Annotated in this window: 16 protein-coding genes; 3 read left to right on the forward strand and 13 right to left on the reverse strand. The window is 69.5% G+C overall.

Annotated features, from left to right (window positions below; all coding sequences use genetic code 11):
• Positions 1 to 2 precede the first annotated feature (2 nt).
• From WDZ95_RS20485 to WDZ95_RS20500, 4 genes are all read right to left on the reverse strand, one after another.
• Positions 3 to 3188, reverse strand: a complete 3186-nt coding sequence (locus WDZ95_RS20485) for an efflux RND transporter permease subunit (protein ID WP_425781229.1) — start codon at positions 3186 to 3188, stop codon at positions 3 to 5.
• A gap of 19 nt (positions 3189 to 3207) precedes the next feature.
• Positions 3208 to 4362 (reverse strand): efflux RND transporter periplasmic adaptor subunit, encoded by a 1155-nt coding sequence (locus WDZ95_RS20490; RefSeq protein WP_425781231.1) that lies wholly within the window; start codon positions 4360 to 4362, stop codon positions 3208 to 3210.
• A gap of 10 nt (positions 4363 to 4372) precedes the next feature.
• Positions 4373 to 5041, reverse strand: coding sequence for a TetR family transcriptional regulator (locus WDZ95_RS20495; protein WP_425781233.1), 669 nt, complete (start codon positions 5039 to 5041; stop codon positions 4373 to 4375).
• A gap of 68 nt (positions 5042 to 5109) precedes the next feature.
• Positions 5110 to 6303 carry an acyl-CoA dehydrogenase gene (locus WDZ95_RS20500; protein WP_166223783.1) on the reverse strand — a complete coding sequence of 398 codons (1194 nt, stop codon included), beginning with the start codon at positions 6301 to 6303 and terminating at the stop codon, positions 5110 to 5112.
• A gap of 101 nt (positions 6304 to 6404) precedes the next feature.
• On the opposite strand from WDZ95_RS20500, the gene WDZ95_RS20505 reads away from it, so the two are divergent.
• Both WDZ95_RS20505 and msrA read left to right on the forward strand, forming a co-directional pair.
• On the forward strand, positions 6405 to 7295 hold the full coding sequence (locus WDZ95_RS20505) for a LysR family transcriptional regulator (RefSeq protein WP_425781236.1): 891 nt from the start codon (positions 6405 to 6407) through the stop codon (positions 7293 to 7295).
• A 23-nt stretch (positions 7296 to 7318) separates the two neighbouring features.
• Positions 7319 to 7855, forward strand: a complete 537-nt coding sequence (gene msrA, locus WDZ95_RS20510) for a peptide-methionine (S)-S-oxide reductase MsrA (protein ID WP_425781238.1) — start codon at positions 7319 to 7321, stop codon at positions 7853 to 7855.
• Between the two features lie 90 nt (positions 7856 to 7945).
• On the opposite strand, the gene WDZ95_RS20515 is transcribed toward msrA, so the two are convergent.
• From WDZ95_RS20515 to WDZ95_RS20555, 9 genes are all read right to left on the reverse strand, one after another.
• Positions 7946 to 8437, reverse strand: a complete 492-nt coding sequence (locus tag WDZ95_RS20515) for a nucleoside deaminase (protein WP_425781240.1) — start codon at positions 8435 to 8437, stop codon at positions 7946 to 7948.
• Positions 8434 to 9207: an ABC transporter permease gene (locus tag WDZ95_RS20520; protein ID WP_166223795.1), complete on the reverse strand. Its 774-nt coding sequence runs from the start codon at positions 9205 to 9207 to the stop codon at positions 8434 to 8436. Before WDZ95_RS20520 ends, WDZ95_RS20515 begins: the two co-directional genes overlap by 4 nt.
• Positions 9208 to 9214: 7 nt before the next feature.
• Complete coding sequence (locus WDZ95_RS20525) at positions 9215 to 10051, reverse strand: ABC transporter ATP-binding protein (protein WP_166223798.1); 837 nt, start codon at positions 10049 to 10051, stop codon at positions 9215 to 9217.
• Between the two features lie 69 nt (positions 10052 to 10120).
• Positions 10121 to 11155 carry an ABC transporter substrate-binding protein gene (locus WDZ95_RS20530; protein ID WP_425781243.1) on the reverse strand — a complete coding sequence of 345 codons (1035 nt, stop codon included), beginning with the start codon at positions 11153 to 11155 and terminating at the stop codon, positions 10121 to 10123.
• A 244-nt stretch (positions 11156 to 11399) separates the two neighbouring features.
• Positions 11400 to 13679 (reverse strand): NADP-dependent malic enzyme, encoded by a 2280-nt coding sequence (locus tag WDZ95_RS20535; protein WP_425781245.1) that lies wholly within the window; start codon positions 13677 to 13679, stop codon positions 11400 to 11402.
• Positions 13680 to 13742: 63 nt separating this feature from the next.
• The gene (locus tag WDZ95_RS20540) at positions 13743 to 14990 is read right to left on the reverse strand and encodes a M20 family metallopeptidase (RefSeq protein ID WP_425781247.1); all 1248 of its coding nucleotides are present in this window, start codon (positions 14988 to 14990) and stop codon (positions 13743 to 13745) included.
• Positions 14991 to 14997: 7 nt separating this feature from the next.
• Entirely contained in the window at positions 14998 to 16764 is a 1767-nt protein-coding gene (gene uraD, locus WDZ95_RS20545; RefSeq protein WP_425781249.1) for a 2-oxo-4-hydroxy-4-carboxy-5-ureidoimidazoline decarboxylase, read from the reverse strand.
• Positions 16765 to 16769: 5 nt separating this feature from the next.
• Positions 16770 to 17717 carry an allantoinase PuuE gene (puuE, locus tag WDZ95_RS20550; RefSeq protein WP_425781251.1) on the reverse strand — a complete coding sequence of 316 codons (948 nt, stop codon included), beginning with the start codon at positions 17715 to 17717 and terminating at the stop codon, positions 16770 to 16772.
• On the reverse strand, positions 17714 to 18391 hold the full coding sequence (locus WDZ95_RS20555) for a GntR family transcriptional regulator (protein WP_166223816.1): 678 nt from the start codon (positions 18389 to 18391) through the stop codon (positions 17714 to 17716). Before WDZ95_RS20555 ends, puuE begins: the two co-directional genes overlap by 4 nt.
• A gap of 65 nt (positions 18392 to 18456) precedes the next feature.
• Here WDZ95_RS20555 and uraH point away from each other — a divergent pair, with 65 nt between their 5' ends.
• Positions 18457 to 18810: a hydroxyisourate hydrolase gene (gene uraH / locus WDZ95_RS20560; RefSeq protein ID WP_425781254.1), complete on the forward strand. Its 354-nt coding sequence runs from the start codon at positions 18457 to 18459 to the stop codon at positions 18808 to 18810.
• Positions 18811 to 18821: the final 11 nt, after the last annotated feature.

The following is an 18821-nucleotide window of genomic DNA, read 5'->3' on the forward strand; positions in this document are numbered from 1 at the left end:
TTCTAGGAGGCCGCGTCGGCCGGCGCCGGGGCGGCGGGCTGCGCGGGGGGCAGGCCGGCCTTGCGGCGCAGCCAGGCGGTGAAATCGTCGATGTAGCTGTAGACCACGGGCACCACCACCAGCGTGAGCAGCGAGGAGGTGATGACGCCGCCGATCACCGCCTGGCCCATGGGCGCGCGCTGCTCCGAGCCCTCGGTGAGCGCGAAGGCCAGCGGCACCATGCCGAAGACCATGGCCAGCGTGGTCATGAGGATGGGGCGCAGCCGCACCTTGGCCGCCAGCAGCAGGGCCTCGTCGCGCGGCAGCGGCGGACCGCCCGCGCGGCCCTCGCGCGCGCGGATCGCGAAGTCGACCAGCAGGATGGCGTTCTTGGTCACCAGGCCCATGAGCAGCACGATGCCGATGATGGAGAACATGCTCATGGTGGAGCCGAACATGAGCAGCGCCAGCACCACGCCGATCAGCGTGAGCGGCAGCGAGGTCATGAGCGAGAGCGGCTGCAGGAAGCTCTGGAACTGGCTGGCCAGGATCATGTAGATGAAGATGATGGCCAGCGCCAGCGCCGACAGCGCATAACCGAACGACTCCTGCATGTTCTTGGTGGAGCCGCCGAACTCGTAGCGGTAGCCCGGGGGCAGGGCGATGCCGTCGAGCGCGGCGCGCATGTCGGCCGTGACCTCGCCGGCCGAGCGGCCGTACACGTTGGCGTTGAAGGCCACCTCGCGGTTGAGGTTCTTGCGGTTGATCTGGTTCGGGCCGGTGGTGTCGACGATGCGCGCCACCTGCGACAGCGGCACGGTGCGCGCGCTGCCGTCCGCCGCCGCGGCCAGGTTGAGCGGCAACTGCGCCAGGTCTTGCGTGCGCTGGCGCGCCTCGGGCGCCAGGCGCACGATCACGTCGTAGGTCTCGCCGTTCTGCGCGCGCCAGTTGCCCACCGTGGTGCCGGCCACCAGGGTGCGCAGCGCACTGCCCACGGCGCCCGTGGTCAGGCCCGCGTCGGACGCGAGCTCGCGGTTGAGCACCACGTCCACCGTGGGCTTGTTGGGCTTGACGCTGGCGTCGAGGTCGACCAGGCCCACGATGGGCTCGAGCTTCTCGCGCACCACACGGCTCAAGCGCTCGAGCTCGCCGAGGTCGTCGCCCTGCAGCGAAAACTCGATCTGCTTGTTGCCGCCCACCGAATCGAGCAGGCCCACGTGGGTGACGGTGATGCCCGCCACGCGGCGCAGCCGCTCGCGCAGCAGGGCCGACATGGCGTCGGCGTTGCGCGAGCGTTCCTTGCGGTCCACCAGGCGCACGTAGATGCTCGCGTACATGGGCCCCTGCGCGTTGCCCGTGTTGATGGTGGTGAGCGTGTAGCGCACCTCGGGGAACTCGCGCAGGATGGCCTCGACCTCGCGCGCCTTGGCCTCGGTGGCCTGCAGCGAGGAGCCCACGGGCGTGTTGAAGCTGATCGAGGTTTCGGAGAAATCGGCCTTGGGCACGAATTCGGTGCCCAGCAGCGGCAGCATGAACACGCTGGCGATGAAGGTGGCGATCGCCAGCAGCAGCGTGGCGAGCTTGTGCTTGAGCGACCAGCGCAGCGTGGCCTGGTAGCCCTCGGCGAGGTCGTCCTGGAAGCGGTCGAACCAGTGGGTGACACGGCCCAGGGTGCGGTCGTACAGGCTGTTGCCCGGGGGCTTGCCGTGGGCGTCGATGGCCGGGTCGTGCCACACCGACGAGAGCATGGGGTCGAGCGTGAAGCTCACGAACATCGAGATCAGCACGGCCGCGACCATGGTGATGCCGAATTCGTGGAAGAACTTGCCGATGATGCCGCCCATGAAGCCGATGGGCAGGAACACCGCCACGATGGACAGCGTGGTGGCGAGCACCGCGAGGCCGATCTCCTTCGTGCCGTCCATGGCCGCCTGGTAGGGGCCCTTGCCCATCTGCACGTGGCGCACGATGTTCTCGCGCACCACGATGGCGTCGTCGATCAGCAGGCCCACCGACAGCGTGAGCGCCATCAGCGTGATCATGTTGATGGTGAACCCGAGCAGGTTCATGAAGAAGAAGGTGCCGATCACCGCGATGGGCAGCGTGAGCCCGGTGATGACGGTGGAGCGCCAGGAGTTGAGGAACAGGAACACGATGAGCACCGTGAGCAGCGCGCCCTCGATCAGCGTCTGCCGCACGTTCTGCACCGACACGCGGATCGGCCGCGAGCCGTCGGCGATGGGTTCGAGTTTCACGCCCGGCGGCAGCTCGGCCTGCACGGCCTTGAGCGCGGCGTTCAGGCCGTCGACCACCGCGATGGTGTTTTCGTCCTGCGATTTCTGCACCTGCAGCAGCAGGGTGCGCTCGCCGTTGTAGAGCGCGAGGCTTTCCACCTCCTGCGTGCCGTCGCCCACGCGCGCGACCTGGCCCAGCTTCACCGGCGAGCCGCCGCGGCGGCCCACGATGATGTTCTCGAAATCGCGCGGGTTCTGCGCGCGCGAGAGCACCTGCACCACGCGCTCGGCCTCGCCGGTCTTGAGCGTGCCCACGGGCAGGTCCTGGTTCTCGCTGCGCAGCGCGGCGTTCACCTGCTCGGGCGTCACGCCCAGGGCCTGCATGGCCACCGGGTCGAGCTCGATGTTGATGGCGCGCCGCGTGGCGCCCACCAGGTTCACCGCGCCCACGCCGCGCACGTTCTCGAGCCGCTTCTTGAGCACCTGCTCGGACCAGGTGGTGAGCTCCACGGGCGAGAGCTTGCGGCCCTCGGTGGCCGCGGGCACCACGGCCACCGACCAGATCGCGCGGCTCGCGGGGTCGAAGCGCAGCACGCGCGGCTCGTCGACCTCGTCGCGCAGCGTGGGCCGCAGGATGCCGATGCGCTCGCGCACGTCGTCGGCGGCCTTGCGGCCGTCGACCGTGAGCTGGAACTCGATGATCACCACCGAGGTGCCTTCGTAGCTGCGCGAGCTGAGCGTGTTCACGCCCGCGATGGCATTGACGGCCTCTTCGACCTTCTTGGTGACCTCGCTCTCGACGATCTCGGGCGAGGCGCCGGGGTAGGTGGTGGTGACGACCACCACCGGGAAATCGATGTTGGGGAACTGGTCGACCTGCAGCCGCTGGTACGAGAAGGCACCGAGCACCACGAAGGCCAGCATCACCATGGTCGCGAAGACCGGGTTGCGCAGCGAGACCTGGGTGAACCACATGGTGTGCGGGCCCTGGCCGTCAGTTCGCCGCGGCGGCGAGCTTCACGCGCGTGCCGTCGCGGATCGCGCCCGCGGTGGCGCCCAGCACCACCTCGCCTTCGGTCAGCATGGGCACGGCCTGCTGCGGCACGCCGTCGAGCAGACCGCGCGGCGCACCGCCCTCGGGCAGGGGCACGTGGCGCACCACGCCTTCGCGCACCACCTGCACGTAGGGCGCGGGGCGGTCGTTGCGCACCGCCGACGCCGGCACCGCCAGCGCCTGCTGGCTGCCGGCCACGATCTCGCCGCGCGCGAACAGGCCCTGGCGCATGCCGGCCACCGCGGGCAGGCGCAGGTAGACCAGCACGCTGCGGCTGCCGGGCTGCACGCTGGGGTTGATGCGCACGACGCCCGCGTCCACCGGCTGGCTCAGGCCTTCCACCTGCAGGCGGGCCTTCTGGCCCACCCGCACGGCGGCGGCGTCGGCCGGGCTGAGCGCGGCCTCCATCTCGAAGGCCGAGAGGTCGACCACGTCGACCACGCGCGCGTCCAGGCCCACGCGCTCGCCGTTCTGCACCGCGCGCGCCGCGATCTGGCCCGCGATGGGCGAGCGCAGCACGGTGTCGCCCAGGCCCTTGCGCGCGATGTCGAGCGCGGCCATGGCGGCGCGGTGGTTGGCCTCGGCCGCGGCCAGGTTGGCCTGCGAAGTCTCGAGCGCGGTGCCCGAGATGAAGCCCTGCTGCACCAGCGCCTGGTTGTTGCTCTGCGTGCGTTGGGCGATGCGCACCTGCGCCAGCGCCGATTCGGCCTGCTGCTCGGCCTGGCGCACGCGCGCCTGCGATTCGGTGGGGTCGATGCGCGCCACCACCTCGCCCGCGGCCACGCTGTCGCCCTCGCGCTTGTTCAGGCCCTGCACCTCGCCGGCCACGCGCGCCTTGATCGCCACCGTCTGCAGCGCCTTGATCGAGCCCGAGACGCTGGCCGTCTGCTGCAGCGCGAGCGTGCGCACGCGCACCACATCGGCCGCACCGATCTCGTACACCGGGGCGGTCTGCAGGGCCTGCGCGGCGCTGCGGGCCTGTTCGGCCTTGGTGGCGCGCTTGTCGAGCGCGCGCAGCACGCCGAGCGCCAGGCCCGCCACGAGCAGCACGGGCACGGTCCAGTAGAGGATTTTTCGGGTGCGGGAGAGCGTCATGGGGGGTTCGTCAGACCGCTCCGCGCGGCCGCAGCATGCCGCGCAGGATCAGGTCGACCTGCGTGTCGATGAAGGTGATGGGATCGAGCCGCTCGGACGGGGGGCAGCACGGCGTCATCGAGTGCTTCCACATCAGCAGGAAGATCATGGGCGCGATCAGGCTGTAGACCGCGTAGTCGAGCGGCAGCTCGCGGAACTCGCCGCGGTCGATGCCGCGCTGCAGGATGCGGCGCAGCAGCGCGTGGCCCGGGCCGATCACCTCCTGCTGGTAGAAGTTGGCGATCTCGGGGAAGGTGCCCGACTCGCTCATGACCAGCTTGGTGATCCCCGAGGCGGGCGTCATGCCGATGCGCTCCCACCAGGTGTGCATGGCGTAACGCACCAGTTCCAGGCTGTCGCCGGTGAACTGCGCAAGCTCGTTGTCCCATTCGGGGAAGCGGCCCGCGATGTTCTCGCGCACCACGGCCTTGAACAGGTCTTCCTTGCTCGGGAAATACAGGAACAGGGTGCCCTTGGACACGCCGGCGCGCGCCGCCACCTCTTCGACGCGTGTGGCGGCAAAACCCTTCTCGACGAACAGGGCCAGCGCGGCCTCGATCAGCTCGCCCGGGCGCGCTTCCTTGCGGCGCGCGCGGCGGGGGTGGCGGCAGGTTGGGGGCGGGCGGCGGGCGGCGGGCATGGGGATTTAATGACCGGTGGGTTATTAATATACCCCACCCCCCTTACGCCACCCGGCGCCCCCGGCGCTCAGTTGAAAGCGGCGATGCCCGTGATCGCTCGCCCGAGGATGAGGGCGTGGATGTCGTGCGTGCCCTCGTAGGTGTTGACCACCTCGAGGTTGACCAGGTGGCGCGCCACGCCGAACTCGTCGCTGATGCCGTTGCCGCCCATCATGTCGCGCGCCAGGCGGGCGATGTCCAGTGCCTTGCCGCAGCTGTTGCGCTTGAGGACGGAGGTGAGCTCCACGGGCGCGATGCCCTCGTCCTTCATGCGGCCCAGGCGCAGGCAGCCCTGCAGGCCCAGGCCAATCTCGCTCAGCATGTCGGCGAGCTTCTTCTGGATCAGCTGGTTGGCCGCGAGCGGGCGGCCGAACTGCTGCCGGTCCATGACGTACTGCCGGGCGCGGAAGTAGCAGTCTTCGGCCGCGCCCAGCGCGCCCCAGGCGATGCCGTAGCGCGCGCTGTTGAGGCAGGTGAACGGGCCCTTGAGGCCGCGCACCTCGGGGAAGGCGTTCTCTTCGGGGCAGAACACGCCGTCCATCACGATCTCGCCGGTGATCGAAGCGCGCAGGCCCACCTTGCTGTGGATGGCGGGCGCGCTCAGGCCCTTCCAGCCTTTCTCGAGGATGAAGCCGCGGATCGCGCCTTCGTCGTCCTTGGCCCAGACCACGAACACGTCGGCGATCGGGCTGTTGGTGATCCACATCTTGGCGCCCGACAGGCTGTAGCCGCCCTGGACCTTCTTGGCGCGCGTGACCATGCTGCCGGGGTCCGATCCGTGGTTGGGCTCGGTCAGGCCGAAGCAGCCGATCCACTCGCCGCTGGCGAGCTTGGGCAGGTACTTCTGCTTCTGCGCCTCGGTGCCGAATTCGTTGATGGGCACCATCACCAGCGAGGACTGCACCGACATCATCGAGCGGTAGCCCGAGTCGATGCGCTCGACCTCGCGCGCCACCAGGCCGTAGCACACGTAGTTGAGGCCGGCGCCGCCGTACTGCTCGGGAATGGTCACGCCCAGCAGGCCCAGGCTGCCCATCTCGCGGAAGATTGCTGCATCGGTCTTTTCGTGGCGGAAGGCCTCGGTCACGCGCGGGGCCAGGCGCTCCTGGCAGTAGGCGTGCGCGGCGTCGCGCACGGCGCGCTCGTCTTCGCTGAGTTGGCTGTCGAGCTGGAACGGGTCTTCCCAGCTGAAGCTGGCTTTGGACTTGACGGGCGAGAGCATGGCTTGTCTCCGGTGTGGGGGTGGGAACCGGCGGATTGTCTGCCCGCAGACCATAGCTGTCTAATATCGATCCTGTATTCAACGATTCGATCGGCATATCGATGGAGTTTCGCCACCTGCGCTGCTTCCTGGTCCTTGCGGAAGAACTGCACTTCGGCCGCGCGGCCCAGCGCCTGGCCATGACGCAGCCGCCGCTGTCGCTCAACATCCAGCAGCTCGAAGCCTCGGTGGGCGCGCCGCTGTTCGTGCGCAACAGCCGCGGTGTGGCGCTCACGCCCGCGGGCCAGGCCTTCGTGCCGCGCGCCCGCGCACTGCTCGACGCGGCGGGCGCCGCCGCGCGCGAGGCGCGCGAGGTGGCGCAGGGCGTGAGCGGGCAGCTGCGCGTGGGCTTCGCCGGCACCGTGCTGTACCGCGGGCTGCCGCAGATCCTGCGTACGTTCGGCCAGCGCCACCCGCGGCTCACGCTGGTGCTGCGCGAGATGAGTTCGAGCGACCAGCTCATCGACCTGCAGCATGGCCGGCTCGACGCCGGCTTCGTGCACACCACGCGCGTGCCGCCCGGTTGTTCGCAGGTGCTGGTGTCGCGCCAGGCCTTTGTGGCCTGCGTGCCGCAGGCGCATCCGCTGGCGCACAAGCGGCGCGTGGCACCGCACGCGCTCGCGGGCCAGCCGTTCGTGGCGATTTCACGCGCTGTTTCGCCCGACTACCACGACCGCCTGCTCGCGCTGTGCGCCGACCACGGCTTCGAGCCCGAGGTGCGCTTCGAGCTGCGCCACTGGCTCAGCGTGGTGTCGCTGGTGGCGCAGGGCCTGGGCGTGTCCATGGTGCCGGCGGCCTTGCAGCAGGCGGGCCTGCCGGGCGCGGCCTTCGTGCCGCTGCAGGGCGACACGCCGCCCTACGAAACGCGCTGCCTGTGGCGCAGCGGCGCCGAGAGCGCCGCGCTCGCGGCATTCCTGGACGCCGTGCGGGGCTTCGCGCTGCCGACAGAATGAGGCTTTGATCGAAGGAGAACGCGATGAGCGACAAACAGGTGCTGGTGCTGGGCGGTGGCTGCTTCTGGTGCACCGAGTCGGTCTACAAGGAAGTGCGCGGCGTGACCGACGTGGAGTCGGGCTACAGCAACGGCCACGCGAAACAACCGAGCTACGAGCAGGTGTGCACCGGCAGCACCGGCCACAACGAGGTGGTGCGCCTCGAGTACGACCCCGCCGAGGTGAGCACGCGCGAGCTGCTGGAGATCTTCTTCGTGGTGCACGACCCCACCACGCTGAACCGCCAGGGCAACGACGTGGGCACGCAGTACCGCAGCGGCATCTACTTCACCACGCCCGAGCAGGCCGCCGAGGCACAGGCCATCATCGCCGAGCTCACGCAAGCCAATGCCTTCGGCCGGCCCATCGTGACCGAGGTGAAACCGCTGGACAACTACTGGCCGGCCGAGGCCTACCACCAGGACTTCTTCGAGCGCAACCCGCACCAGGGCTATTGCATGGCGGTGGCCGCGCCCAAGGTGGCGAAATTCCGCAAGACGTTTGCGCGCCTGGCGAAGTAGCCACCCGCGAGCCGAAGCGATGCAACGGTGGCGAGAGGCCGTCCGAACGGCATCGGGGCGGGCGTTCGAAGGGCGCCCCGAATGCCCGTATCAGCCGGAGAAGGTCTGGCGCGAGGACCAGAAGCCTTCGTGAGGCGCCACCATCTCGCCGACCAGCGCATCGACCGGCCCCACCACCTCGACCGCACGTTGCCCGCGCGCGAACACCTCGCGGCAGGGCAGCGAGAGCGTGGGGTTCTCTTCGTGCGAGCCCGTGAGCGCGAGCAGCGCTTCTTCGCTCGCGCCGTACACCACGCGCCCGATGCCGGCCCAGTAGATGGTGCCCGCGCACATGGCGCAGGGCTCGAAGGTGGTCACCAGCGTACAGTCGCGCAGGTAGGCGCCCGGGTAGGTGCCGGCCGCGTGCCGCGCGAGCGTGGACTCGGCGTGGTTGACCGTGTCGATGTTGCCCTGCTCGGCGAGCACGGTCTCGCCGTCGGGGGCGACCAGCAGGGCACCGAACGGGTGGCGGCCCATGGCCGCGGCGCGGCGCGCCACCTGGTTGGCGCGCCGCAGCTGGCGCTCGACCTGGTCGGGGCTCACGCTTGCGTGCCGCGGTGGGCCCAGGCCGTGGTGTGCTTTTCCACGAAGCTGAACAGCTCGTACATGGCCATGGCCATCGCGCCCACCACCAGCAGACCGCTGAAGGCCAGGCCCATCTGCATGGACGAACCGGCCGAGATCAGCAGGTAGCCGATGCCTTCGTTCGATGCCGTCATCTCCGACACCGTGGTGCCCACGAAGGCGAGCGTGATCGCGACCTTGAGCGAGCCGAAGAAGTAGGGCATGGAGCGCGGCAGGCCGACCTTGGTGAGCACGTCCCAGCGCTTGGCGCCGAGCACGCGCAGCACGTCTTCGAGCTCGGGCTCGAGCGTGGCCAGGCCGGTGGCGATGTTGACCATGATCGGGAAGAAGCTGATGAGGAAGGCCGTGAGGATGGCCGGGCCCACGCCGATGCCGAACCACACCACCAGAATGGGCACGAAGGCCGCCTTGGGCAGTGCGTTGAAGGCCGTCATCAGCGGGTAGACCGCGGCATAGGCCAGGCGCGAACTGCCGATCAGGAAGCCCAGCAGCACGCCCACCACGATCGCGATGCCGAAGCCGGCCATGGTCACCCAGAAGGTGCGCCAGGCGTGGCCCAGGATGGTCACCTTGTGCTCGAGGGTCTGCTCCCAGATGCGCGAGGGGCTGGGGAAGATGAACTCGGACACGCCGAAGCCGGCGGTGATCACCTCCCAGATCACGATGATCGCGATCAGCAGCAGCAGCGGGGAGAAGCGCTCGATGTTCTTGCGTTGTTTGCTGTTCATGGGGCGCTCACTGGTTGATGACGGCACCGGCCTTGCGCATGGCGCCGATGTGGCCACGCAGCTCGTGCACGATGTCGGTGAATTCCTTGGTGTAGGTGACCTCGAGCTCGCGCGTGCGCGGGATCTCGATCTCGCGCTTGACCACGAAGCGGCCCGGGCTCTTGCTCATGCAATACACCGTGTCGGCCAGGAACACCGATTCGCGCAGGTCGTGCGTGACCAGGATGACGTTGAATTTCTGCGCCTCCCACAGGTCGCGCAGCGTGCACCAGAGCTCTTCGCGCGTGAAGGCGTCGAGCGCGCCGAAGGGCTCGTCGAGCAGCAGCATCTTGGGCTCGTGGATCAGCGCGCGGCAGATGCTCGCGCGCTGCTGCATGCCGCCCGAGAGCTCCCAGGGAAACTTGTTCTCCATGCCGCCCAGGCCCACGCTGGCGAGCAGCTTCTTGGCGCGCTCCTCGTACTCGCGGCGGCGGTCCTTGAACTGGCTGCGGTAGGGCTCGACAATCTCCAGCGGCAGCAGCACGTTGTCGAGCGTGGTGCGCCAGGGCAGCAGCGAGGGCGCCTGGAAGGCCATGCCCGAGATCTTGAGCGGGCCGGTCACGGGCTGGCCGTCGATGCGGATCTTGCCCATGCTGGGCATCTTCAGGCCCGTGGTGAGCTTCATGAAGGTGGACTTGCCACAACCCGAGGGGCCGACGATGGCGATGAACTCGCCGCGTTGCACCTTGAGGTTGATGTCTTCGACCGCAAAGATGTTCTTGGCGAGCAGGTCGTCGTTGTAGGCGAGCCAGACCTGATCGAAGTCGACGAAGGCGGCGTCGCTCGGCGGGGCGGTGTGGGGCATGGGCGTCTTTCGTGAAAAGGGCCAGCCCCCTTGCGGGACGGCCGGCCCTTGTTGCCTGGGTTCAGGGCCTTACTTCTTGACCGGCGGCAGGATGTCGAGCTCGGCCTTGCTGGGCAGCATGGCGCCGTTCCAGACCTTGTTCGGATCGACGCGGGTCTTGGTGCCGTAGGCGTCGGACACCTGCGAAGCCATGAGCGCGAGGCGGCCGGGCACGACCTGGCCGAAGCCTTCCTTGCGCGCGTCGGGGCTGGCGACCACGGCGTCGATGGCGAGCTGCAGGCGGCGCGTCTCCAGCGGCACGTTGATGATGCCGTCGCGGGCCTTCACGGTCTCGATGGTGGCGGCCGGGTTGGCCATCACCTCTTTGGCGCCCTTGGCGAACGAGGCCAGGAAGGCCTTCACCGCGGCCGGGTTCTCGGCGATGAGCTTGGGCGAGGCGATGATGACGTTGCCGTAGAGCTTCACGCCGTGCTCGGCGTAGGGCAGGATCACCACGTCTTCGGGCTTCACGCCGCGCGCTTCGAGGTTGAGCAGCGAGGTGAACGAGAAGCCGGTGATGGCCTCGATGTCGCCGCGCACCAGCATGGTCTCGCGCAGCGGCGGGTCCATCGAGGTCCAGGCCACGTTGTTGATGCCGTTGGCCTTCTGGAAGATCGGGAAGCCCTTGCGGCCGGCGTCGAACACCGGCGCGCCGAGCTTCTTGCCTTCGAGGTCCTTGGGCTTGGTGATGCCGCTCTTCTTGAGCGCGAGCACCGCGGCCGGCGTGTTGTTGTAGACCATCATCACCGCCACCGGCTTGTTCGGTGCGTCGGGGTTGTTGGCGTGGAATTCCATCAGGGCGGCCAGGTCGGCAAAGCCCATGTCGTAGGTGCCCGAGGCCACGCGCGTGACGGTGCCACCCGAGCCGTTGCCGGCGTCGATGGTCACGTCGAGCCCGGCCTGCTTGTAGTAGCCCTTGGCGGCGGACTGCAGGAACAGGGCGGCGGGGCCTTCGAAGCGCCAGTCGAGCTGGAACTTGATGGCGGTCTGCGCCTGGGCGGCGCCCGCGAAGGCGAGGGCCGCGGCCAGGGCGGCGGTGGTCTGCAGGAAACGGCGTTTGATCATGGTTTCTCCAAGGCTGGCGGTACTGGGGAAGGGGTCTGCCGTCTGCGCGGCCTGCATGGCAAATAGCAACATCGGTGCCAGAGCGCGCCGATGTTTTGCACACCGGTTTTGTATACACATTTTCGGTGTGGGGGCGGATGCGGGCATCCTGACATACCCTGAAACGGGGCGTGGATGCACCGTACCGGGGTGGAGTATCGCCCCGGTACGGTGCGGGGCCCCGCCCTGGGGCCCCGCTGCGGCCTCAGCGCTGCTGCGCGGCGGCCAGTGCCGTCATGTTGAGCACGCGGCGCACCGTGGCCGCGGGCGTGAGGATGTGCACCGCACCGGCCGCGCCCATGAGCACCGGGCCCACGGTGACGCCACCGCTGGTGGTGGTCTTCATGACGTTGTAGAGGATGTTGGCGGCGTCGAGGTTGGGGCAGATCAGCAGGTTGGCCGAGCCCGTGAGCGTGCCCTCGCCAAGGTAGGCCTCACGGATCTCGGGCTGCAGCGCGGCGTCGCCATGCAGCTCGCCATCGCACTCGATGTCGGGGTGCGCGGCCACGAACAGGTCGCGCGCGCGGGCCATCTTGCGCGCCGAGGCGCGCTTGCTCGAGCCGTAGCTGGAGTGCGAGAGGAAGGCCACCTTGGGCGGGTGGCCGAAGCGCTGCACCGCCTGTGCGGCCATGCCCGCGATCTCGGCCAGTTCTTCGGCACTCGGATCTTCGTTGACGTAGGTGTCGGCAATGAAGACCGGGCCGCGGTCGGTCATGAGCGCGTTCACCGCGGCGTAGAGGTTCGCGCCGGCGGCGCGGCCCAGGATGCTGTCGATGCGCTCGAGGTGGGTCATGTAGCTGCCCACCAGGCCGCAGATCAGCGCGTCGGCGTCGCCGAGCGCGATCATCAGCGAGCCGATGATGGTGTTGGAGCGGCGCACCGCGGCCTTGGCCACCTCGGGCGTGGCGCCCTGGCGGCCCAGGCGCTTGTGGTAATGCTCCCAGTACTGGCGAAAGCGCGGGTCGTCTTCGGGGTTGACGTTCTCCACGTCCACGCCGAGCCGCATGCGCAGGCCGGCCTTGGCAATGCGCGCCTCGATCACCGCGGGGCGGCCGATCAGGATGGGGTGGGCGATGCCGTCGTCGATCGCCATCTGCGCGGCGCGCAGCGCGCGCTCGTCTTCACCGTCGGCATAGGCCACCCGGCTTTTCCTGGCGAGCGCGCGGGCGGCGTTGAACACCGGCTGCATGAGGATGCCGGTCTGGTACACGAAGCGGCCGAGCTGCTGGCGGTACGCGTCCATGTCGCTGATGGGCCGCGTGGCCACGCCCGATTCGGCCGCGGCCTGTGCGACCGCGGGCGCGATGCGCAGGATCAGGCGCGAGTCGAAGGGCTTGGGAATCAGGTAATCGGGCCCGAAGCTCAGGTCCTGGCCCGCGTAGGCGTTGGCCACCTCTTCGCTGGTTTCGCTCTTCACGAGGTCGGCGATCTGGCGCACGCACGCGAGCTTCATGGCCTCGGTGATGCGCGTGGCGCCGCAGTCGAGCGCGCCGCGGAAGATGTAGGGGAAGCACAGGACGTTGTTGACCTGGTTCGGGTAGTCGCTGCGGCCGGTGGCGATGATGCAGTCGGGCCGCACGGCCTTGGCGAGCTCGGGCCGGATCTCGGGCTCGGGGTTGGCGAGCGCGAGGATGATGGGCTGGCGCGCCATGGTCTTGACCATCTCGGCCGTGAGCACGCCCGGGGCCGAGCAGCCCAGGAACACGTCGGCGCCGTTCACCGCGTCGGCCAGCGTGCGTTTGTCGGTGGCCTGCGCGTAGCGCTGCTTGGATTCGTCCATGCCGCCGGGGCGGCCCTGGTAGATCACGCCCTTGGAGTCGCAGACGAAGATGCGCTCGCGCGCCACGCCCAGGCCCACCATCACGTCGAGGCAGGCGATGGCCGCCGCGCCCGCGCCCGACACCGCCACCGTGACCTCGCCGATGGCCTTGCCCACCAGCTCCAGGCCGTTGAGCAGCGCGGCCGCGCTGATGATGGCGGTGCCGTGCTGGTCGTCGTGGAACACCGGGATGTTCAGGCGCTCGCGCAGCTGCTTCTCGATATAGAAGCACTCGGGGGCCTTGATGTCTTCGAGGTTGATGCCGCCCAGCGTGGGTTCGAGCGCGGCGATGATCTCGACGAGTTTGTCCGGGTCCTTCTCGGCGAGCTCGATGTCGAACACGTCGATGCCCGCGAACTTCTTGAACAGGCAGCCCTTGCCTTCCATCACGGGCTTGCCCGCGAGCGGGCCGATGTCGCCCAGGCCCAGCACCGCGGTGCCGTTGGTGACCACGCCCACGAGGTTGCCGCGGCTGGTGTAGTCGGCCGCCTTGTTCGGGTCGGCCTGGATTTCGAGGCAGGGGTAGGCCACACCCGGCGAGTAGGCGAGCGAGAGGTCGCGCTGGTTCGACAGCGGCTTGGTCGGCGTGACGGCGATCTTGCCCTGGCGGGGGTGGCGGTGGTAGTCGAGCGCGGCGTCGCGCAGCGCCTGTTCGGCGGGGGTCATGGCGGTCTCCTCGGGTCGCACGGGTCGGGGCCGCATTGTGCCCTGCGCCCGGGGAGCCGCGGGTCAGCGCGAGAGCAGGTCCAGCAGGGTGCGCGCCACCACCTTCGTGGCGCGGCGCAGGTCGTCGAGCCGCACGTGCTCGTCGGCGCGCTTGGCGTTCGATTCGCGCACGGTGCGCGGGCCGGCGCCGTAGATCACGCCCGGAATGCCGCGCTCCACGTACAGGCGCACATCGGTGTAGAGCGGCGTGCCGACCGCGGGAATGGGCTCGCCGAAGACCTGCTCGCCATGGGTCTGCAGCGCCTTCACGAGCGCGGCGTTGCCAGGCAGCGGCTGCATGGCGCGCGCGAGCAGCATGCGGCGCACGCCCACCTGCAGGGCCTTGCCGCCGCGCGGCGGGTCGAAGCTGGCGGCGGCCTGGGCGATGGTCTCGCGCAGCGCGGCCTCGACCTGCGCCGGGTCTTCCTCGGGGATCATGCGGCGGTCGAGCTTGAGCACCACCTTGCCCGGGATCACGTTGGTGTTGGTGCCGCCCTGGATCAGGCCCACGTTGAGGTAGGGGTGGGTGATGCCTTCGACGTTCGAGCGCACCTGCAGGTAGTTGCGGTTGAGCGCGTAGAGCGCGTTGAGGATGTGCGTGGCGCCCTGCAGCGCGTCGGTGCCGCTGTCGGGAATGGCGGCGTGCGCCATCTCGCCCTGCACCGTCACCTCGAGCTGCAGGCAGCCGTTGTGCGCCACCACCACCTGGTAGCTGAAGCCCGCGGCCACCATCAGGTCGGGCTTCGTGAGACCGCGTTCGAGCAGCCAGCCGGGGCCGAGCTCGCCGCCGAACTCCTCGTCGTAGGTGAAGTGCAGTTCCACGGCGCCCTTGAGCGGCGCACCCAGCGCTTCGAGTGCGCGCAGCGCGAAGGTGAAGCTCGCGAAATCGCTCTTGCTCACGGCGGTGGCGCGGCCGTAGATCGCGCCGTCGGCCACCTCGCCGCCGTAGGGGTCGTGCGTCCAGCCTTCGCCCGGGGGCACCACGTCGCCGTGGGCGTTGAGCGCGATCACCGGGCCGCCGTCGGCGAAGCGGCGGCGCACGATGAGGTTGGTGATGCTCTGCAGGCCCGCGGCCTTCACCTCGGCCTCGGGCACGGGGTGGCGCTCGGCTTCGTAGCCGAAGGCCTGGAGCAGTTCGGCGGTGCGCTCGGCGTGCGGCGCGTTGTTGCCGGGCGGCGTGTCGGTGGGCACGCGCACGAGCTGCTGCAGGAAGCCGACCTGTTCGTCGAAGTGGGCGTCGATCCAGGCGTCGAGTTGCTGGTGGGGGTTCATGGGGCGGTCAGAGTCCGTTGAGCAGGTGTTCGAAGGCCAGCACGCACAGCTCGATGTCGTGGCTGGTGGTGCTTTCGAGCGGGTTGTGGCTGATGCCGCTGTTTTCGCCGCGCACGAAGAGCATGGCCTGGGGCATCACCTCGTGCAGCTTCATGGCGTCGTGGCCGGCGCCGCTGGGCATGCGGTGCACCGGCAGGCCGAGCGCGGCCACGGCGCGCTCCCAGCGCGCCTGCCAGTCGGGCGCGCTGGGCGCGGCCGCGGCGATCATGGTGCGTTCGAGGCGGTGGCCCAGGCCGCGGCGCTCGCAGATGGCGCTGAGTTGCGCGAGCACGTCGCGTTCGAGGGCGTCGCGCTGCGCGTCGGTGGGCGCGCGCAGGTCGAGCGAGAAGGCGCAGCGGCCGGGGACCACGTTGATCGAGCCGCCCGGCACCTGCAGCAGGCCCATGGTGGCGACCGAGTCGCCGTCCTGCGCGGCTCGCTGTTCGAGGTAGAGCGCCAGCTCGGCCACGGCGCAGGCGGCGTCGCGGCGGCGGTCCATGGGCGTGGTGCCCGCGTGGCTGGCCATGCCGATCACCTCGCCCACGTGGCGCACGCTGGCGTTGATGGACGTGACCACGCCCAGGGGCAGGCCCATCTCGTTGAGCACAGGGCCTTGTTCGATGTGCACCTCGACGAAGCCGAGGTAACGCGCGGGGTCGCGGCGCAGCGCGGCGATGGCGTCGAGCGTGCCGGGCAGGCCGGCGGCGCGCATGGCGTCCTGCATGCGGATGCCGTCGGCGTCGGTCTGATCGAGCCAGGCCGGGTTGAAGTGGCCGGTGAGCGCGCCCGAGCCCAGGAAGGTGGCCTTGTAGCGCTGGCCTTCTTCTTCGGCGAAGCCCACCACCTCGATGCCGAAGGGCAGGCGGCGACCCGCGCGGTGCAGGCGCTCGACGCAGGCGATGGGCACGAAGATGCCCAGGCGGCCGTCGTACTTGCCGCCGTTGCGCACGGTGTCGAAGTGGCTGCCGGTGAGCAGCCGTTTCGCGTCGGGCGATTGGCCGTGGTACACGCCGACCACGTTGCCCACCGCGTCGATGCCGACCTCGTCGAAGCCGCTCTCGCGCATGCGCGCCATGAGTTCGCGCTGGCAGGCCTGGTGGGCGTCGGTGAGGTAGGTGACGGTAAGCTGGCCCTGTTCCTTGAAGCCCGGGTCGCTGTGTTGCGCCAGCGCTTCGTGCCAGTCCCACACGCGGTGGCCGAGCTCGGGCTCGACGCCGAACTTGTCGCCCAGGCGGATCTCGGCGATGCGGTGGATGTTGCGCAGCGCTTCCTCGCGCTCGAAGTCCACCGGGTTGCCGAGCCGGCGCTCGAAGGCCGCGATGATCTGCTGGCGCGTGAGGCCGCTGCCGCGCGGGCCGCGCACCGCGAGGATGAAGGGGAAGCCGAAGCGCGCGTTGTAGTCGGCGTTGAGGCGCTGCAACTGCGCGAACTCGTCGGGCGTGCAGTGCGTGAGGCCGGCGCGGCTTTGTTCGCCGGTGCTTTCGGCGGTGAGCGTGTTGGCCACCATGGCCTTGCCCGCGAGCTCGGGGTGGGCGCGGATCAGGCCGAGCTGTTCGTCGCGTGTGGCCGCGGCCAGCGACTGCACCAGCGCCCATTGCAGCGCGGCCAGCGTGGCAAAGGGCCGCTGCGCGAGCGCGCGCTGCACCACCCAGGGCGAGTGTTCATAGAGGCCGTCGAGCAGGCGCAGGGCTTCGTCGGGCGCGGCGGCGTTGAGTTGGTCGAGCGTGAGGGCCATGGCGGTCAGGCGGGCTGGGGGAACAGGGTCTTCCAGTGGCGCGCGATGTCGAGCCGGCGCGCGACCCACACCCCTTCGTGCGACTGGATGTGGTCGAGGAAGCGCTGCAGCGCGGTGATGCGGCCCGGGCGGCCGAGCAGGCGGCTGTGCATGCCGATGCTCATCATCTTGGGCCGGTCGAGGCCGGCCGGATCGCCCTCGGCGTAGAGCGCGTCGAAGCTGTCCTTCATGTACTGGAAGAAGGGGTCGGCGTGCGAGTAGCCCTGCGGCAGGGCGAAGCGCATGTCGTTGCAGTCGAGCGTGTAGGGCACGATGAGCTGGTGCGCGGTGCTGCCGTCGCTCTTGTGCAGCTTCATCCAGAAGGGCAGGTCGTCGCCGTAGTAGTCGCTGTCGTACTCGAAGCCGCCGAAGTCGGCCACCAGTCGGTGGGTGTTGGGGCTGTCGCGGCCGGTGTACCAGCCCAGCGGGCGCTGGCCCGTGAGTTCGGTGATGAGCCCCATGGCGCGCTCCATGTGGGCGCGCTCGGTGGCTTCGTCCACGTTCTGGTAGTGGATCCATTTCCAGCCGTGGCAGGCGATCTCGTGGCCGAGCTCGACGAAGGCCGCGGTGATCTCGGGGCAGCGCTGCAGCGCGGTGGCCACGCCGAACACCGTGAGCGGCAGGCCGCGGCGCTCGAACTCGCGCAGGATGCGCCACACCCCCGCGCGCGAGCCGTATTCGTACACGCCTTCCATGCTCATGTGCCGCGCCGGGTAGGCCGCGGGGTTGAACATCTCGGAGAGGAACTGCTCGGAGGCCTCGTCGCCGTGCAGCACGCTGTTCTCGCCGCCTTCTTCGTGGTTGAGCACGAACTGCACGGCGATGCGCGCGCCGCCGGGCCAGCGCGCATGGGGCGGGTTGCGGCCATGGCCGCGCAGGTCGCGCGGATAGGGGGCGGTGGCGTCGTAGGTCATGAGGCGAGCGCGAGGGCGAGGTCGTTGGTGGGGGTCTTGCGGTCGAAGGCCAGGCCGGCCTCGACGTGCTGCAAGTGCTGTTCCATGAGGCGCACGGCCAGCGCTTCGTCGCGCGCGGCCAGGGCCTTGACGATGGCGGCGTGCTCGTCGCTCGAATCGGCGGCGGCCTCGCTGCTCTGGTACATGAGCGTGATGAGCGCACAGCGCGAGATCAGGTCGCGCAGCAGTTCGGCGAGCACCTGGTTGCCCATGAGCTGGGCCATGCGCACGTGGAAATCGCCCAGCAGTTCGGTGCGGCCGGGCACGTCCTGCTGATCGACCGCGGCGCGCTCCTGCGCCACGTGCTCGCGCAGCGCGCGCAGCATGGCGGGCGTGACCTGGCGCACGAAGGCGCGCGTCATCTCCACCTCGAGCATGCGGCGCACCGCGAACACCTGGCGCGCCTCGTCGGCCGAGGGCGTGGCCACGAAGGCACCGCGCGCGGGTTCGAGGCGGATCAGCCGGTTCTGCGAGAGCTGGAACAGCGCCTGGCGCACCAGCGTGCGCGAGACGCCGAAGTGGTCGGCGAGCTTCTGTTCGGCGAGCTTGGTGCCCGGGCGCAAGCGGTGTTCGACGATGGCCCGGGTGAGCGCTTCGACGATCTGGGCCGTGCTGGAGGTGTCCATGCGCGGCATGATAGCCAGAATCGCGCCAAACTGTATACACTTTCGGTCGACCAAAAACGCACAAGGAGCCCGCCATGGGATTGAGCACCCACGTTCTGGACACGATGCACGGTTGCCCCGCGGCGGGCATGGCGGTGGCGCTGTACCGCACCGAAGGCGAACAGGCCACGCTGATCAAGCGCTTCACGCTCAACGCCGACGGCCGCAACCCCGAGGGCCCGCTGCTGGACAACGACAGCATCCGCGTGGGCACCTACCGCCTGGTGTTCGACGTGAAGGCGTACTTCGACGCGCGTGGCGTGGCGCTGCCCGAGCCGCGTTTCCTCGACCGCGTGACGCTGGACTTCGGCATCGCGCACACCGACCAGCACTACCACGTGCCGCTGCTGGTCAGCCCGTGGAGCCATTCGACCTACCGCGGTAGCTGAAAAGAAAAAGG

The organism is Hydrogenophaga sp. T2, from assembly GCF_049843535.1.
Classification (GTDB): Bacteria; Pseudomonadota; Gammaproteobacteria; order Burkholderiales; family Burkholderiaceae_C; genus Hydrogenophaga; species Hydrogenophaga crocea.

What these genes read in the sequence shown, in the direction of transcription:
- WDZ95_RS20485 (WP_425781229.1), bottom strand. Translation starts at nt 3,188, where the DNA reads ATGTGGTTCACCCAGGTCTCGCTGCGCAACCCGGTCTTCGCGACCATG.
- WDZ95_RS20490 (WP_425781231.1), bottom strand. Translation starts at nt 4,362, where the DNA reads ATGACGCTCTCCCGCACCCGAAAAATCCTCTACTGGACCGTGCCCGTG.
- WDZ95_RS20495 (WP_425781233.1), bottom strand. Translation starts at nt 5,041, where the DNA reads ATGCCCGCCGCCCGCCGCCCGCCCCCAACCTGCCGCCACCCCCGCCGC.
- WDZ95_RS20500 (WP_166223783.1), bottom strand. Translation starts at nt 6,303, where the DNA reads ATGCTCTCGCCCGTCAAGTCCAAAGCCAGCTTCAGCTGGGAAGACCCG.
- WDZ95_RS20505 (WP_425781236.1), top strand. Translation starts at nt 6,405, where the DNA reads ATGGAGTTTCGCCACCTGCGCTGCTTCCTGGTCCTTGCGGAAGAACTG.
- msrA (WP_425781238.1), top strand. Translation starts at nt 7,319, where the DNA reads ATGAGCGACAAACAGGTGCTGGTGCTGGGCGGTGGCTGCTTCTGGTGC.
- WDZ95_RS20520 (WP_166223795.1), bottom strand. Translation starts at nt 9,207, where the DNA reads ATGAACAGCAAACAACGCAAGAACATCGAGCGCTTCTCCCCGCTGCTG.
- WDZ95_RS20525 (WP_166223798.1), bottom strand. Translation starts at nt 10,051, where the DNA reads ATGCCCCACACCGCCCCGCCGAGCGACGCCGCCTTCGTCGACTTCGAT.
- WDZ95_RS20530 (WP_425781243.1), bottom strand. Translation starts at nt 11,155, where the DNA reads ATGATCAAACGCCGTTTCCTGCAGACCACCGCCGCCCTGGCCGCGGCC.
- WDZ95_RS20535 (WP_425781245.1), bottom strand. Translation starts at nt 13,679, where the DNA reads ATGACCCCCGCCGAACAGGCGCTGCGCGACGCCGCGCTCGACTACCAC.
- WDZ95_RS20540 (WP_425781247.1), bottom strand. Translation starts at nt 14,990, where the DNA reads ATGAACCCCCACCAGCAACTCGACGCCTGGATCGACGCCCACTTCGAC.
- uraD (WP_425781249.1), bottom strand. Translation starts at nt 16,764, where the DNA reads ATGGCCCTCACGCTCGACCAACTCAACGCCGCCGCGCCCGACGAAGCC.
- puuE (WP_425781251.1), bottom strand. Translation starts at nt 17,717, where the DNA reads ATGACCTACGACGCCACCGCCCCCTATCCGCGCGACCTGCGCGGCCAT.
- WDZ95_RS20555 (WP_166223816.1), bottom strand. Translation starts at nt 18,391, where the DNA reads ATGCCGCGCATGGACACCTCCAGCACGGCCCAGATCGTCGAAGCGCTC.
- uraH (WP_425781254.1), top strand. Translation starts at nt 18,457, where the DNA reads ATGGGATTGAGCACCCACGTTCTGGACACGATGCACGGTTGCCCCGCG.